Origin of the sequence: Mesorhizobium sp. CU3, from assembly GCF_006442965.1 — a bacterium.
In the GTDB taxonomy this organism is placed as follows: domain Bacteria; phylum Pseudomonadota; class Alphaproteobacteria; order Rhizobiales; family Rhizobiaceae; genus Mesorhizobium.
Window position 1 is genome coordinate 147,606 of record NZ_VFWX01000012.1, and the last position, 15,147, is coordinate 162,752.

Sequence of the window (15,147 nt, forward strand, 5' to 3'; positions counted from 1 at the left end):
CGCACGGGTCGCAGTTGACGAATTGAATCGAGTTGGCGCCTACAGCTTGGCGGGACTCACTGCCTTGGCGATTTCGATCGGAGGGGAAACGAGGATCTGATCCTATCTTGAAACGACGTAATTTCAATTATTTAGCGCTAGGATCAATTCATTTCTTCCGTCGAATAGGTTCCAACGAACCACTTGGGCGTCGCTGACTTCCGGGATCGCTCTTTCAAGCTGTCTCCGCATACCGCCTGTCGTGCGACTGGTTGGGTTGAAATTCGTGCTGGGTGAAAGACAAACTGATTAACGATCAATAAATTGCGCGAGTTGGTGACGGAACATGCAAGCGGGTCGTTGGCCGAGTTGGGCGAATGCTAAGCTTCCGGATTGGACTGCTTTCAGCGAGGCGGCCGGTCGCATCGTTGTCAGCGCTACCTGGGTGGACGCGTGAACACAGGTTGCATCAGGCCAGTGAAGAAGGCATCGCTGACGATATTGTTCTCGCATACATGAGCGTTACGGAAAGCAAATCGGAGCCAAGCAATCGCACTCAAAACTCGATCGCGTTGGGCAGCGAAAGGGATATTATGGCGCAGCCGTAGGCTTCGAGTTCAACGATGCCATCAACCAAATTGCCCGTGAGCAAGTCTTTGCCGGGTGGCACATCCTGCACGGCGATAGGCTCTTCCCTAGTGTTGAGGATGAACATCAACCGGCGATCCTCGGCTTCGCGGATCGACACCTCCACCCCTCTCGGCAAATCCGGCAGCAACGGCGAGACATCCGCCTGGGCCAGGACGACATCGGCAATGGCTTCTGCCAGTTCCTGCGTTAGATAAGTGCCGACATAAACGACGCGGCCCTTGCCAACCTGCCGGCTGGTGATTGCCGGCTGCCCGGCGCAGAACCGGTTCGACCATTTACCCAGCACTTCGGTGTCGTCGGCGACCTCGAGCAGTTCATAGAGGTGGGCGGCGTCGAACTGCCTGTTGCCGAAGGTGACGCGGTATTTGCGGTCCGCCGATGACGACGGCAGCGGCGATGGCGGCTCGTAGGCGCCCATCGCCACCTGGCGGAACAGTGGAAACAGTCCCGTGCCGCCCTCCGGAACGAGGCGGCCGAACTCGCTGACCCTGACGCCGCTCAATGCCGAGAGGGTTTTGCCGGGGGCCTGGTCGCGAATGATGTGGTTGTTCTCGTCCCGTGTTCCGGTCAGCGCCGAGAGGATCAAGGTGCCGCCATTGCGGACAAATGTCTCGACGGCGTCGTTCCACTGATCCTTCCACATCACCCAATGCGGGACGTATAGCGCTTTAAGCCGCGACAGGTCGTCTTCCGGATGGATGAAACCGCACGCTATGCCCTGGCGGTAGCAGTGACGGTGCAGGATCATCGCGTCGTCGAGCGGGCTCGGCAGTCCGATCGGATAGGTCTTGTGCGCCTCCTGATTGTCGAAGTCGGCGCCGGCGATGCCCACGTCCATCTTGACCGCGGTGCCGAGGATCCGATCCTTGATGGCGGCGATCTCATGGAAGAAGCGGCTTGCCTCGTCGTAGCGCCGCCTTGGAACGTCGTCGTGATCGAGGACGCCCATCCAATAGATCTCGGCGCCGAAATGCGCCGGGCGCCAGCGGAAGAACATGATGCCGTCGGCGCCGCGCGCCACCGATGTCATCGCCATGCGCCGCATCTCGCCGGGCTCCGGCGTCATCGTCGAGAAGCCCGGCTGGCTGCCGAAGCCCGAGGCCTGCTCCGGCACGATGTAGTTGCCGGAATAGGCGCGGCAGATGTCGAGATGCAGCGCCTGCGTGGCGGCATGGCCGCCGGTGCGCCGCATCTCGTCGTAGAGCATCGGGTAGATGTCGAAGCCGATGAAATCGAGGTCCTGACCGAACTGGCCACGGAAATCGATGTCGACGAGTTGGCCGAGATTGTGGAAGATGAACCAGTCCGGATTGGTCGCGCGCAGGATCTCGACCTGGTCGTGCTGGAAGGCAGCGGTCGCCGCGGCCAGAAACCGGTGATAGTCCTGCACGTGCCCGGGGCTCGGGTAAGACGGCATCAGCGGCCGCGGCAAGTCGATCTGCGAGAAATCGTCATAGGCGGTCGCCCAGAAATGGCCGCCCCAGGCGAAATTCAGCGCGTCGATCGCGCCGTATCTGTGCTGCAGGAATTTCTGGAACTCCAGCCGCGTCGCCGGGGCGAAGGATTCCGAAACGGTGGTGTTGAGCTCGTTGTCGGTCTGCCAGCCGATGACGCGGGGATTGTTCCTGTAGTGCCCGGCCATTGCGCGCGTGATGCGGCGGCTGTGGCCGCGGAACACCGGGCTGGTGGTGTCGGCATGCTGACGCGAACCGTGGCTTGCGGGACGGCCGTTGACGTCGACGCGCAGCACTTCGGGATAGTTGACGGTCAGCCAGCGCGGCGGCGTCGCCGTCGGCGTGCACAGGATGGTGTCGATCCCGACGGCGCCGAGAACCTCGATCGCCCGGTCGAAGAGCCCGAACTCGAACTTGCCCTCATAGGGCTCGAAAATATGCCAGGCGAACTCGCCCATGCGCACCGTGTTGACGCCGGCAGCAGCCATGCGCTCGGCATCGCGCCGCCAGCAGCTTTCATAGACATGTTCGGGATAGTGCGGCGCTCCCAGCAGGAAGCGGTCGAGACTGAGCGGTCGCCAAACGGAGAGCGGGGCGGGCGTCTTGCGCGGCATGCGGATGATACTCTTGGATTTCAGGTCAGGTTGAGGGGATTGTTTTGGGCCGGGTCAACGTGCGGCCGTCGGGTCCGAAGAGGTAGGCGTCGGCCAGATCGAAGCCGGCCGTCATGCGGGCGCCGACGCCGATCGGGGACACCTTGTTGAGCTGCACGGTGAAATTGCCGGTGCCGCTGTCGGAATTGGTCGCCTGAAGTGGCGAGGCGTCGAGATAGAGCACCGTTTCGCGGCCGAGATGTTCGACCAGCCGCACCTCGCCGGGGAAGGTGACGGTCCCGGCGGTGGCCTGCTCGACGATGCGCAGATTTTCCGGCCGGATGCCGATTGTGACGGCATCGCCGGCGGCAAGGCCGCTGGCATCGAGGCCGCCCATGGCGAATGGCGGAATTCCGGCGGCGGCCAGCGTGACGCCGGGAGCGGAGACGGACTCGACCCGCGCCTCGATGAAGTTCATCCGCGGCGCACCGAGGAAGCCGGCGACGAAGAGGTTGGCGGGGTTGGCGTAGAGCTTGAGAGGCGAGCCCACCTGCTCGATCAGCCCTTTGTTCAGGACCACGATCCGGTCGGCCATGGTCATCGCCTCGACCTGATCATGGGTGACGTAGATCATGGTGGATCCGAGTTGCGCGTGCAGGCCCGAAAGCTCCACCCGCATCTGGGTGCGCAGCGCGGCGTCGAGGTTCGACAGCGGCTCGTCGAACAGGAACACTTCGGGCGAGCGGGTGATGGCGCGGCCGATCGCGACGCGCTGGCGCTGGCCGCCGGACAGCTGCTTCGGCCGCTTGCCGAGCTGCTCCTCCAGGCGAAGGATCTGCGCGGCGCGTTTGACCGCGGCATCGATCTCGGCTTTCGGCCGATTGGCCATGCGCAGGCCGAAGCCCATGTTCTCGGCGACGGTCATATGCGGGTAGAGCGCATAGGACTGGAAGACCATGGCGATGCCGCGGTCGCCGGGCTCTTCCCTTGTGACGTCACGGCCGTTGATCACGACCTGGCCGGAATTGATGGTTTCGAGCCCGGCGATGGTCTTCAGCAAGGTGGACTTGCCGCAGCCTGAAGGCCCGACCATGACGACGAACTCGCCCTTTTCGATCGTCAGGTCGATCGCCTTCAGGGCATGGTAGCCGGCATAGTGCTTGTCGACCTTGCGCAGTTCAACGCTGCTCATCGCGAGGCGCCTTTCGCTGCTTGCCGGATGCGTCCGCATGGTCCGGCGTGGATTGGTGGTAGGAGCCTCATCCCTTGACCGCCCCCATGGTGAGGCCGCTGATGAAGTGCTTCTGCATGAGGAAGAACATGACGACCGGGGGCAGGGCGACGAAGATCGTCGCCGCCGACACGATGTTCCAGGCCGACGTCCATTCGCCGCGCAAATTGTTCAGCCCGGCGGTGACGGGTTTGACCGCGTCGCTCTGGGTGAGCACGATGGCCCAGAAATAGTCGTTCCAGATGAAGGTGAAGGTGAGGATGGCGAGCGCGGCCAGCGCCGGCCGCACCAGCGGGACCACGACATGGCGCAGCACCTGGGCGGGCGAAGCGCCCTCGGCACGCGCGGCCTGGAACAGTTCGCCCGGCAAGGCAGCGATGAAGTTGCGCATGAACAGCGTCGCAAAGCCGGTCTGGAAGGCGATGTGGAAGACGATCAGCGCGTAGATCGTGTCATAGAGGCCGAGCCGCACCATGAGGTCGCGGACCGGGATCATCATGATCTGGGCCGGCAGGAAATTGCCGCCGACGAACAGCGCGAAGATGAGGTTCGAACCGCGGAACGGATAGCGCGACAGCACGAAGCCGGTCAGCGTCGACAGGATCAGCACACCGATCACCGAGGGAATGGTGATCAGCAGGCTGTTGAGGAAGAAGCGCAGCATGGCGGTCTGCTGGAAAACCGCGGTGTAGTTCTCGACCAGGCTGAATTTCTGCGGCCAGCCCCAGTAATTGCCCGCCATCAGCTCTTCGTTGGACCGGATCGACGTCAGCATGACGGCGATCAGGGGCAGCAGCCACAGCGCGACGACCAGGGTGACGCCGCCGACATAGAGCACGCGCTGGATTTTTGCGTCTTCGGGGATCGGGCGCGGGTACATCAGGCGTTGCTCCGTTCGGCTCTGAGGAGGCCGCGCAGATACCAGGCGATGAAGGCGATCATGATCACGAACAGAACGGTGGCGATCGCCGCGCCGTAGCCGAAGCGGTAGGAGAAGATCGATTCCTCGTACATCTGATAGGCGAGCACGGTCGAGGAGCCGTAGGGACCGCCGGTGGTCATGACCGCGACCATGTCGAAGGAGCGCAGCGCGCCGATCACGGTGACCGCGATGGCGATGAAGCCGACCTGCGAGAGCTGCGGCAGGACGACATGGCGCAGCATGCGCCAGCCGCGCGCGCCGTCGACGCGGCCGGCGCCGATCAGATCCTCGTCGAGGTTGTTCAGCCCGGCCAGGAACAGCACCATGCAAAAGGCGATCTGCGGCCAAAGCCCGGCGGCGGCGACCGCGAAAGTGGCGAAATTCTCATCGGAAAGCAGCGCCGGCGTGGTGCCGCCGAACAGGCCGTAAATCAGCTGCAGCAGCCCGTAGTTCGGATCGTAGACCCAGCCGAAAACGACGCCTACGGTCACCGTCGCCAGCACCAGCGGGACGAAGAACAGCGACTTCAGAATGCGCATGCCGCGGATTTTCTGGTTGACGATCAGCGCGAAGCCGAGGCCGATCGGCGGCGCCAGCATGAAGATCAGCAGCCAGATGATATTGTTCTTGAGCGAGACGTAGAATTGCGGGTCTTCAGCCAGCTCGACGTAGTTGGCGAGGCCGACCCAGGTTTTCGCGCCGATACCGTCCCAGTCATGCAGCGAAATCCAGACCGTCTCGAAGGAGGCGGCCAGAATCACCAGGCCGAACAGGACGAGGCCCGGCAGAAGGAGAAGTGCCGGTGTCATCCAATGACGATTTCTGCGCCAGAAGCGGGGCATGGGAATTCATCCAAAAGAGACGGGACCGCCGGGGAGAGGCGGCGGCCCGCCAGGCCCGGGAGGACTAACCGAAGATCCGCTTGCGGGTCTTTTCCAGACGCTCGAGGATCTGGTCGCGCCGTTCGGGCTTGACCATGAATTCCTGGAGCCCCGTCATGCCTTCCTGGGCCATGTCCGGATCGGTGTCGCGATCGTAATATTGCGACGTGCCGACCACCTTCTTCAGTTCCTCGACGGCGGCGTTGACCAGCGGATCCTTGCTGGGCGGGCAGTCGTTGCGCGGCGGGATCGCTCCCTCGGCGGCGAGAAAGGCGCCCAGGTTTTCCGGCTTGTAGAAATAGGCGAGGAAGTCGCGCGCGCCCTGCTTGTTCTTCGCATTCGCAGGCACGTGAACGGAATTGACGGAGAAATCCTCATACCTGGCGACGCCGGGGGCGACTTCGGGAAACGGCGCGTAGGCGAGTTGCGGAATATCGGCCTCCGGGAAGGCGGATCTTACGAAACCGCCGAGGTCCATCATGGCGGCTTTCTTCTGCGCAAGGGCGGCGCCGGCCTGTTCCCAGCCGAAGGAACTGTGGTTGGGCGAGAAGAACCCTGCCTTGATCAGATCGTTCCATTTGTCGAAGACGGGCGTCAGCATCGGATCGGTGTACTGGACCTTGCCGTCCATCAGCGCGATGTGCTTGTCGAGACCGTTGACGCGCAGGTTCATATGGTCGAACCAGCCGCCTGCCGGCCAAAGCTCCTTGGTGCCCATGCTCATCGGGACCATGCCCGCTGACTTCGCCGCCTCGCCGAAGGCGAGAAAGTCGGTCCAGGTCTTCGGCGGCGTCCAATTGTGTTCGGCAAAGACGTCCTTGCGGTAGAACAGGCCCCAGAGCAGGCCGCCCATCGGCAGGCCATACTGCTTGTCGCCGACGGTGACCGCACTTGTCGTGGCGCCGAGCACGCCCTTGTAGTTCTCGCGGGCAAACAGATCCGAGATGTCGTCGAACAGGCCCTTGTTGACGAACGCCTTCATGCGGTTGCCGGAGAACCAGAAACAGATGTCGGGAGCGCCGACGACCAGGTAGCTGCGGATCGCGGTCTTGTGCGCCTCGTGATCCATGTTGTTGATGGTGACCTTGGCGCCGGATTTCGCCTCGTATTCGGCTGCGAGCCTGTGCAGGATGTCGCGTTGCCCGACATTGCTGAGGTTGGAAATGATGGTGATTTCCTGCGCCTGCGCCAGTGCCGGCAGGCAAAGCCCGCCGGCGGCGGAAGCGGCGAGAGCCGCGCCGGTGCCCTTCAGGAAACGGCGCCTTGTCGTGGACAGAGTCGTAACGTCGATGGCCATGGCTTTTTTCTCCTCCCTGAGAGCAGCCGGATTCCGATTGAACCGGGGCAAGTCGTAGCGTATGCAGGTGAAGCCGGTCAATAGTTAATTTACAAAATTAATAATGAGGCAGAAATGAAGCTCAAGGGTGATCAGCAGACGTCGCGCGCCATGAACCGACGACTGATCCTGAACATGATCAGAGCCGACGGACCGATGAGCAGGGCGGACATGGCCGCGCGTAGCGGCTTGAGCCCGGCCGCGGTGACCTTCGTGGTCTCCGAACTTTTGGACGAAAATATCCTGGTCGAAGGCGAGGCCAGTCAGGGGGCGCCGGGGCGGCGGCCGATCCCGGTCAACATAAACTATGCCGGCCGGTTGGTGGTCGGTCTCAAGCTCAAGGTCGGCGCCGTCGACTGCGTGCTGACCGATCTCGCCACGACGCCGCTTGTCTCCAGGCAGGTCGTGGTGCCCGATCCGTCTCCGCAAAGCACGGTGGAGGCCTGCGCAACCGCGGTCACGGAACTGCTTGCGGATCGCCGCGCGCCGGCCGGCGCGCAGCTCAGCGGAATAGGCATCGCGGTGCCGGGCGTCATCGACAACGGCGTCTGCCGGCTGAGCCACCGGTTCAACTGGGTCGATGTGCCGATCGCCGCCATGCTTGCCGAACTCGTGCAGGTTCCGGTCTGGGCCGACGACGACACCAATGCCTTCGCGCTCGCCCAGCAACTGTTCGGGCTCGGCCGTCACCATCGCACGGTCGGCGCGCTCGCGATCGGCGCCGGCATCAGCTGCGCCGTGGTCATCGACGGCGCCGTGCATCACGGCGCGAGCGGAGCCGCCGGCAAGATGGGGCATTCGATCTACGATCCGAACGGGCCGGAATGCGAGTGCGGCCGCCGCGGCTGCCTGCAAACGTTCTTCTCGGAGCCGGCGATGGTAAGGCGCTGGAAGGAGGCGAGGGGTCTTTCCAGCGAGGTAAGCCGCCACGACATGCTTGACGCGGCACGGGCCGGCGATCAAACAGCCGTGGATATATTGCGCGAGGCGGGCGAAGGCATCGGCAGGCTGCTTGGCGGCTTCTGCAACATCGTTGATCCGGAAGTGATCGTCGGCGGCGGCGAAGCTGTCACCTTCGGCGACTATCTGTTCGAGCCGATGCGTGAGGCCTTGCAACGCCATGCGATGTGGACGCCGCCGCCGATCACGCCGGATTGGGCGGACGATTCCTGGGAGAGAGGTGCTGCTGCTCTAGCAACTCGGAGGCTCTTCGACTTCGAAAGCCGGCCTGGCGAAGTGGGCCACGATATTGTCGAGGCGTTTTGATTTTCTTGGTAGGGCGCCGACGGGCGCCGCAGCGCAACGCGCATTGATGGGGCGGTTGTTTTGCGATCGGAATTCCATGCCGGTCTTCGTGATCGAATTGCCGCACCCTGACTAGATGTCACTGCCAGCGGCGCATCGTCTCAAAGGCCGCGGCGACGTTTCCACGGAAACCGCCTCCCTTTTGTGGGCGATCTCGGCCATCTGGATTGGCCGCAACGGATACAAAAGAGGCCAGAAGATCACTTGCTGGCAGCCCGTCGCGCCATACGCTGATGCCGATCGCGACATCGAGAAGCGCGACGTGTTGAAGGACACCGGGAACGGTCTGAACAGCTATCTCGACTTGTCTGGGAGGTTCAATGCTTCGATGGATATTGGGCTTGAGCGCCGCCTATGCGGTGGCGCTTAGCGGCACGACGGTCATGCCCATTGTTGTCTTGTCGATGAGCAAGGTCGCAGGCTACGACGAGGGATTGGCGACGATTGTGGCAAGTGCCGAACTGGCCGGCATTGGCATTTTTGGCCTGCTGACGCCGAAGCTCGGCTTGAAACCGACCTGGGTGCTTGCAGTCGCCAGTCTGTTTGCAGTGCTCGCGGGGGAGGTGGCCAGCTTCTACCTGCAGACCCCATTGCTGCTCTCAGCGGCGCGTCTGATCACCGGCCTCGGCGAAGGGTGTGTCTTCAGCCTGGTCAGCATGAGCCTGGCATCGCGGGCTGATGCGGAACGACTTTGGGGCGCTATTAACCTCATTGGGGGCTTGGCCATGGGACTGCTCCTGTTTGTCGTGTCGTTGATGCCGCAGCGGCAAACCGATGCGCCTGTTTTTCTCATGCTGGCAGCCTTTACCGCCATTATGGGGCCGCCGCTCCTGCTGATCTTTCGGAGCCGAATAGCGGTGACGGAAGCGACCCACCATTCCAAGCTCGCCGGAGGCAAGATGCTCGCTGTCATGGTCGTTGTCTTGCTCATCTATATGGTCCAGGCGGCGCAGTGGGCCGTCTGCGGCTACGTCGGAGAGAGGGTCGGCCTTAGCGCTTCGCAAATTGGCCTCTACCTCGCTGGCGCTTCGCTCGCAGGCTTCCTAGGCGCGGTCGTCCCCGCCACCGCCCAGGACAAGGCCAAGCGCTTGCCGTTCGTGGTGCTCGGCTTCCTGATTATGGCCGCTTCAATCCATTTTCTGTTCAATGTGCTGACGGTACCGGTATTCGTTGTCGCTCAGGTGTTCGTCAACATAGGCTTCTTCATCGTGACGCCATTTTTGACCGGAGTGTTGACAGAAAACGATCCGGACGGCTCGCTGATGTCGCGCATCCTGGTTGTGGCAATCGTCGGCGCCACCATCGGCACCGCAGTAGCCGGGCCGATCTTCGCAGCGTCCGGGGTTTCGTTTTTTGGCTGGTCCTGCCTAGCTCCGCTCGCGTTGGCCGCACTGGCTGCCACCCTGGTTTTCGGCCACCTGCATCGCACCCTGCCGGCAAAGCTAGATCGTGAAGCAGTGGAATAGTATTGGCTGGGACCCAGCGCTGTCCAGTCGGGTCTTACGGTCTCGGGCGCAGCAAAGATCCGGCAATCGCGGAAGCCGGCCATCGTCAAGGCTGCTGGCGGCGCTGTCATTGTCTTTCATTCTTGCCGCCTGTGGCCATAGTGCCGACATTTTGCGCCCTGTGGCCGGTGTCTCGGGCATATCTACCGCACGCGTCGACATGCTCGTTGCAACGACCCGAGAACCATCGCGCGACGCAGCCGTGCGCTACACGGGGCAACGAGGGGAGGACGTCAGGCTCGACAACATCGTGGTTTCGGTGCCGCCCGCGTCCACGCGACAGGCGGGTAAAATTAAGTGGCCGAACCCTCAGGCCCCCGATCCTCGACGCTCGTTCGTCACCGTGAAAGCCGACCAGATGACGAACCGGCACATAAAGTCCTGGTTCAAGACGGCGAGCGGCGGAAATCACCGCGTCCTGATCTTTGTGCATGGGTTCAATACGAGTTATGCCGATGCGGTCTTTCGCTTCGCGCAAGTCGTACACGACGCTGGAATCGAAGCCGCTCCCGTTCTTTTCACTTGGCCTTCGCGCGCCAATCCTTTGGACTACGCCTATGATCGTGAAAGCACGATCTACTCAAGATTCGGCCTGGACCTGGTTTTGAAATCCGCTGTCGACGATCCGTCGGTTGAAGACGTCACCATCTTTGCCCATTCCATGGGTGGCTGGCTGACAATGGAGGCACTGCGGGACATGGCGTTGAGGGAAGGCCGAGTTTCCCGGAAAATTCATGATGTCATACTGGCCTCACCAGATATCGACGTCGACGTTTTCAAACGCCAGGTGCTCGAGATAGGGTCAAGGCGTCCGCATATTACCATCATTTCGTCCCGAAACGATCTTGCGCTCCAGACGGCGAAATGGCTCGCTGGTGACGTGGACCGTTTGGGGGCAACGGATTTCAAGCCATACTCGGCCATTCTGTCGAAGTACAATATTTCCGTGATCGACACTTCGGACCTCAGCCAAGACGACTTCTTCGGCCACAACGCCTATGCACAAAACCAGGATCTGCTCCGCAGTTTGGCGGGTTTGTACGTCTCTCGAAGCAAAAACGTGATAGCTCCTAAGAGATTTGGCCGCGACTGGCCCCATTTGTAAAACCACAGGCTTGGAAACATGCCCGATCGGAAATGTCGACATCGGCGACGCAGTGCACACCTTCGCACGTTACCTGGGCAGACAAAGCCGAGTCACCGGTACCAGTTGGTGGGCATGACGTGGTCGGGTTGGAAGTCTGCGCGGGGGCCGCTGCCGAGGCCAAAGTCACACCGCAGCGGCAACTGATTTCGCCGGCGCAGCCCCGCTCTCTGTGAGGATGTGGTCGGCGACCCGCAGAGCATTGGCGGCGATGGTCAACGAGGGGTTCGTGCCGCCCGATGTTGGCATGAACGAACTATCCACGACGTAGAGGTTGGATACGTCGTGCGCCCTGTTGTTGCGGTTCAACACACTGGTGTTTGGATCGTCGCCGAATCGGCAGGTGCCGCAGACATGTCCCAGCATCTTACTGTCGTGCGCCCGCCGCACCGCCTTGAATCGCTTCGGCGCGATCGCCTGCGCCATCATTCTGCGAAATTCGCGCAGCCTCGTGCGGTCATTCAATCCGACCTTGTAGGTCAATCGCAACCCCTTGCCATCGGGTGACAACGCGAGGCGGTTCTCGGCATAGGGGAGATCTTCCAGGAAGGCGACCATGACGTGGGCGTCCCTAACGACTTGGGCCACACGACGTTCAACGAAAGGTCTGATGACTGGAAAGAGAACTGCTAGCGGTTCCCAAATCTCGCGCATCGTCTCCCGGAAATAGGCCGCGACGGACCGGTTCGGCGGAAACCGTCCGTTGGATTGGACAGTGCCGTACTTAGTTCCGTTGCGCTCGTAGAAGTCGTTGAACGCCACTTGCTTGAGAAAACCTTGGTTCGGAGCGGTCCGTGGGTAGAGGAGATAATAGTCCGTGAGATGGCGCATCAGATTGCGGCCGACCTGTCCGGAACCGTTGGCAAGGCCCGGCATTTCCCCGGAACGCAGGAGGATCGCCGGGGAGTGGATCGCTCCCGCCGCGAGCACGACCGTCTCCGCCCGAATAGTGATGCGCTCACCCCGCACCATCGCATTGATACCGGTTACGACACCGGCCTTCGCTTCCAGGGTTTCGACCTCGCAATCCGTCACCAGGTCGGCACCGTGCAACCATACTGCCGGCGAGAGGCAAGCCTTGACGCTGTCGCCTTTACACTGCCTCGCGCAGACAAAGCCCAGACATTCCATGCAACCCGGTTCGAAGTTACAGGCCATTGGCAGGCGATAGGGATGCAGCCCCTTGCTGGCCAGCGCATCGAATATCTCCCGATTGGCCGGCGTCAGCGGCGGCGGGATAGTAGTGCCGCACGACTCCCCCTGTGGACGAAAAGGATCCGGTGTGGCTCGCACGCCGTAGAGTGTTTCGGCCTTGGCATAGTATGGCTCAAATTCTCCAAACGTGACGGGCCAAACGTCTGGAACATTGGCGCCTGGCGCATCGCGGAAGTAGCGGCCGGGCTGGAAATCCGACGGGAAGAAGCGCTCCATCACCATCCCGTACAGCGCGCTGCTGCCGCCGGTGCCGATACCGAGGAGCGGAAGGATGGCTCGTCCGGAACCGGATGTCACATCGTCTATCGGCTTGTCGAGCCTGCCCGCAAGCCGCCGCTGCTCCGGGGTCGGACCATCGGGCTGACCCTTAACCAAGGCCTCCAACCAGTTGCCCGTCAGAGCGTCGGCAGAGAAGTAGGATGAGCCCCGCTCCAGGAAGAGAACCTTCCGGCCAGCCTTGGCAAGCGCGTATCCTAATGTCGCACCGCCGATGCCCGTGCCGATAACAACAACGTCCCATTGGCGGGATACAAGGTCGGATAGAGGGATGGGGGGCGGAAGCATGGCCATGTCCATAAACTGATTTACATCAGCTTATATGGAGGTTGGTTTGTACGCAAGCTCGGTCCGGCTCCGAGTTTGTCCGAAGGGCGTGCGCTTCAAACTCTCCATTTGCAGAAATGCGGTCGCGGGATCTCAGGCCTTTATCAGCCCTGCTAAGCCGGTAAATCGGGCTTCCCAACCCTAGACATGCAAATGCTTTCCTGCGGAAGGCGGCCTTATCTGCCTCCAAGTGGTGTAATCGATCAATTCCTGTCTCCCTGAGAGGTATCGCCTCGAAATCTCATCATTTCAACGCGATGCGAGGTCCCGCAACTTTACGGTTTGCCGTCTCCAAAAAATCAATTAATATCCAATTATTCAACAACTCAGCCATGGTCAACCGATGACGCAAAGCCAGTTTCCGCATCTGCTCTCGCCGATCAAGCTCGGCAAGGTGGAGCTTCGCAACCGGATAATTTTCCCGGCCCACGAGACGCTTCTGCAGAGCGACGACGGACTGCTCAATGACGCGTACATCGCCTATCAGGTGGCCCGGACCCGCGCTGGGGCAGGGCTGAACATCCTGACTGCGGCCAGCATCGATGATTTCTCCTTCACGCAGCCAAGTCAGCCGCGCCTAGATAGCGACGAGACCATACCGGGTTATCGCGCCATGGCTGACGCGATCCACGCGGAGGGCGGCAAGGTTTTTGCACAGCTACTGCACGCAGGTCGGGAAATGTACAGCGCGGCAGATGGCAGCGCTCCGTTGACCTTCTCGTCCTCAGATACTTATGCCGAGCGTTTCCATATAAGGCCGCGCGCGCTGACAATAAGCGAGATTCGCAAGATTGTTGAGGCATATGGCGCGGCAGCGGCGCGTGCCGTCGAGGCGGGGGTTGACGGTATCGAGATTTGCGGCAACCAGGGAAACCTGCCTGCCCAGTTCCTCGCCGCCACGATAAATAGTCGCACCGATGAATATGGCGGCAGCCTTGCCAACCGTTGCCGCTTCATCCTCGAGGTCGCGCAATCGGTACGGTCGACGATCGGACCGGACATCGCTTTCGGCTTCCGTCTCTCGGCGGCCGATCTCGACAATGACGGGCTGGAGGAGGAGGAAAGCCTGGAGGCCCTTGCGCGGCTCGATGCATCGGGGCTGGTCGACTACCTCCACATCGTACTAGGCACGCCGTCGACGCGCGCCGGGGCCATGCACATAGTCGCGCCGATGGAGGCGGCTGAAACCGGGTACGTCGTACCCTTCGCCGAACGGGCGAAGAAACGGCTGAAGCTTCCGCTGGTTGCGACTGGACGGTTCAATACCCCGCAATCGGCGGAACTGGCGATTGCGAATGGTTTCATGGACGCGGCCGGCATGACGAGGGCGATGATCTGCGATCCACGCTTCGTGTCGAAGGTTCGCGAAGGTCGCATCGATGACATCCGGGCCTGCATCGCATGCGACCAAGCCTGTATCGGCCACTTTCAGCGCGGATATTCCGTGTCCTGTATTCAATTCCCCGAATCTGGCCGTGAACTAACACTCGGCGCCTATGGCAAAGCCGATCGTGCTAAGAAGGTGATCGTTGCGGGTGGTGGGCCAGCGGGTATGAAGGCGGCTTCGGTCGCCGCGATGCGTGGACACCACGTCATCCTATGCGAGGCGTCGGGCCAACTTGGTGGCCAGGCCATCTTGGCGAGTAAAGTGTCAGGGCGAGCGGAATTCGGCGGTATCGTAACCAACCTTGCGCGCGAGGTCGAATTGGCGGGCGTAACCGTTCGCTTGAAGCAAAAGGTCACCAAGGAGCTTATCGAGAGCGAAGGGGCAGATGCGGTCGTGCTGGCCACTGGGTCGACGCCACGCTTGCCGTCCCCGGAGCGCATCGAAGGGATCAAGCACGTCACGGCCCACGATGTCATTGCTGGGACCGCCAAAGTGGGCCAAAGCGTCCTTATTGCCGACATCACCTGTGACTGGGCAGGGGTCGGCGCAGCCCTGCAACTTTCGCAGAACGGCCACGATGTCACGATCGCCGTAGTGGGCATCCAACCTGGCGAGACGATGCCAACCTATGTTCGCGATAAATCCGCAGCGAGGCTTTTCGAGGCAGGTGTCAAGATTATCAACTATGCACGCCTCTACGGCGCCGACGGGAACACAGTATATCTTGAGCACGTGGCAGCGCTGAAGCCTATCGTGGTCGAGGGTGTCGACACGCTTGTGATCTGTCACGGCGGCGAAGCGGACCGTAGGCTGGAGCGTGAGATTGAAGGGCTGCCGATAGAACGACATATCGTCGGTGACTGCCTCACGCCGCGTACCGCCGAGGAGGCCGTTCTGGAAGGCTTGAAGGCGGCTATAGCCTTGTAGGTTGGTTGCGCGGG

At 61.6% G+C, this 15,147-nt stretch carries 11 protein-coding genes; 5 read left to right on the forward strand and 6 right to left on the reverse strand.

All coding sequences use genetic code 11. The features are described from left to right. Window positions 1–535: 535 nt before the first annotated feature. The 5 genes from FJ988_RS19635 to FJ988_RS19655 all read right to left on the reverse strand — a co-directional run bounded on the left by FJ988_RS19635 (window position 536) and on the right by FJ988_RS19655 (window position 7,008). On the reverse strand, window positions 536–2,698 hold the full coding sequence (locus tag FJ988_RS19635; protein WP_140819990.1) for a beta-galactosidase: 2,163 nt from the start codon (window positions 2,696–2,698) through the stop codon (window positions 536–538). A gap of 25 nt (window positions 2,699–2,723) precedes the next feature. Further along, complete coding sequence (locus FJ988_RS19640) at window positions 2,724–3,869, reverse strand: ABC transporter ATP-binding protein (RefSeq protein WP_140819991.1); 1,146 nt, start codon at window positions 3,867–3,869, stop codon at window positions 2,724–2,726. 67 nt (window positions 3,870–3,936) lie between these two features. Further along, window positions 3,937–4,788 carry a carbohydrate ABC transporter permease gene (locus FJ988_RS19645; RefSeq protein WP_140819992.1) on the reverse strand — a complete coding sequence of 284 codons (852 nt, stop codon included), beginning with the start codon at window positions 4,786–4,788 and terminating at the stop codon, window positions 3,937–3,939. Beyond that, window positions 4,788–5,672 (reverse strand): carbohydrate ABC transporter permease, encoded by an 885-nt coding sequence (locus tag FJ988_RS19650; protein ID WP_140819993.1) that lies wholly within the window; start codon window positions 5,670–5,672, stop codon window positions 4,788–4,790. The genes FJ988_RS19645 and FJ988_RS19650 overlap by 1 nt, the downstream gene beginning before the upstream one ends. Window positions 5,673–5,736: 64 nt before the next feature. Further along, complete coding sequence (locus tag FJ988_RS19655; RefSeq protein ID WP_140819994.1) at window positions 5,737–7,008, reverse strand: ABC transporter substrate-binding protein; 1,272 nt, start codon at window positions 7,006–7,008, stop codon at window positions 5,737–5,739. Window positions 7,009–7,122: 114 nt separating this feature from the next. Here FJ988_RS19655 and FJ988_RS19660 point away from each other — a divergent pair, with 114 nt between their 5' ends. From FJ988_RS19660 to FJ988_RS19675, 4 genes are all read left to right on the forward strand, one after another. After that, window positions 7,123–8,313, forward strand: a complete 1,191-nt coding sequence (locus FJ988_RS19660; protein WP_140819995.1) for an ROK family transcriptional regulator — start codon at window positions 7,123–7,125, stop codon at window positions 8,311–8,313. A gap of 115 nt (window positions 8,314–8,428) precedes the next feature. After that, window positions 8,429–8,722, forward strand: a complete 294-nt coding sequence (locus FJ988_RS19665) for a hypothetical protein (protein ID WP_140819996.1) — start codon at window positions 8,429–8,431, stop codon at window positions 8,720–8,722. Next, window positions 8,694–9,818 (forward strand): MFS transporter, encoded by a 1,125-nt coding sequence (locus FJ988_RS19670; protein WP_246688605.1) that lies wholly within the window; start codon window positions 8,694–8,696, stop codon window positions 9,816–9,818. The genes FJ988_RS19665 and FJ988_RS19670 overlap by 29 nt, the downstream gene beginning before the upstream one ends. Before the next feature lie 109 nt (window positions 9,819–9,927). After that, window positions 9,928–10,962 (forward strand): alpha/beta hydrolase, encoded by a 1,035-nt coding sequence (locus FJ988_RS19675; protein ID WP_140819998.1) that lies wholly within the window; start codon window positions 9,928–9,930, stop codon window positions 10,960–10,962. Window positions 10,963–11,127: 165 nt separating this feature from the next. Here FJ988_RS19675 and FJ988_RS19680 read toward each other — a convergent pair whose 3' ends face one another. Beyond that, window positions 11,128–12,780 (reverse strand): GMC family oxidoreductase, encoded by a 1,653-nt coding sequence (locus FJ988_RS19680; RefSeq protein ID WP_181183603.1) that lies wholly within the window; start codon window positions 12,778–12,780, stop codon window positions 11,128–11,130. Window positions 12,781–13,162: 382 nt separating this feature from the next. Between FJ988_RS19680 and FJ988_RS19685 the strand changes: the two genes are divergently transcribed. Then, complete coding sequence (locus FJ988_RS19685) at window positions 13,163–15,133, forward strand: FAD-dependent oxidoreductase (protein ID WP_140820000.1); 1,971 nt, start codon at window positions 13,163–13,165, stop codon at window positions 15,131–15,133. Window positions 15,134–15,147 lie beyond the last annotated feature (14 nt).

Excerpts from the sequence above, each read along its gene's own strand:
- FJ988_RS19635 (WP_140819990.1), bottom strand. The coding sequence starts at position 2,698 with ATGCCGCGCAAGACGCCCGCCCCGCTCTCCGTTTGGCGACCGCTCAGT.
- FJ988_RS19685 (WP_140820000.1), top strand. The coding sequence starts at position 13,163 with ATGACGCAAAGCCAGTTTCCGCATCTGCTCTCGCCGATCAAGCTCGGC.
- FJ988_RS19640 (WP_140819991.1), bottom strand. The coding sequence starts at position 3,869 with ATGAGCAGCGTTGAACTGCGCAAGGTCGACAAGCACTATGCCGGCTAC.
- FJ988_RS19655 (WP_140819994.1), bottom strand. The coding sequence starts at position 7,008 with ATGGCCATCGACGTTACGACTCTGTCCACGACAAGGCGCCGTTTCCTG.
- FJ988_RS19665 (WP_140819996.1), top strand. The coding sequence starts at position 8,429 with ATGTCACTGCCAGCGGCGCATCGTCTCAAAGGCCGCGGCGACGTTTCC.
- FJ988_RS19660 (WP_140819995.1), top strand. The coding sequence starts at position 7,123 with ATGAAGCTCAAGGGTGATCAGCAGACGTCGCGCGCCATGAACCGACGA.
- FJ988_RS19645 (WP_140819992.1), bottom strand. The coding sequence starts at position 4,788 with ATGTACCCGCGCCCGATCCCCGAAGACGCAAAAATCCAGCGCGTGCTC.
- FJ988_RS19680 (WP_181183603.1), bottom strand. The coding sequence starts at position 12,780 with ATGCTTCCGCCCCCCATCCCTCTATCCGACCTTGTATCCCGCCAATGG.
- FJ988_RS19650 (WP_140819993.1), bottom strand. The coding sequence starts at position 5,672 with ATGCCCCGCTTCTGGCGCAGAAATCGTCATTGGATGACACCGGCACTT.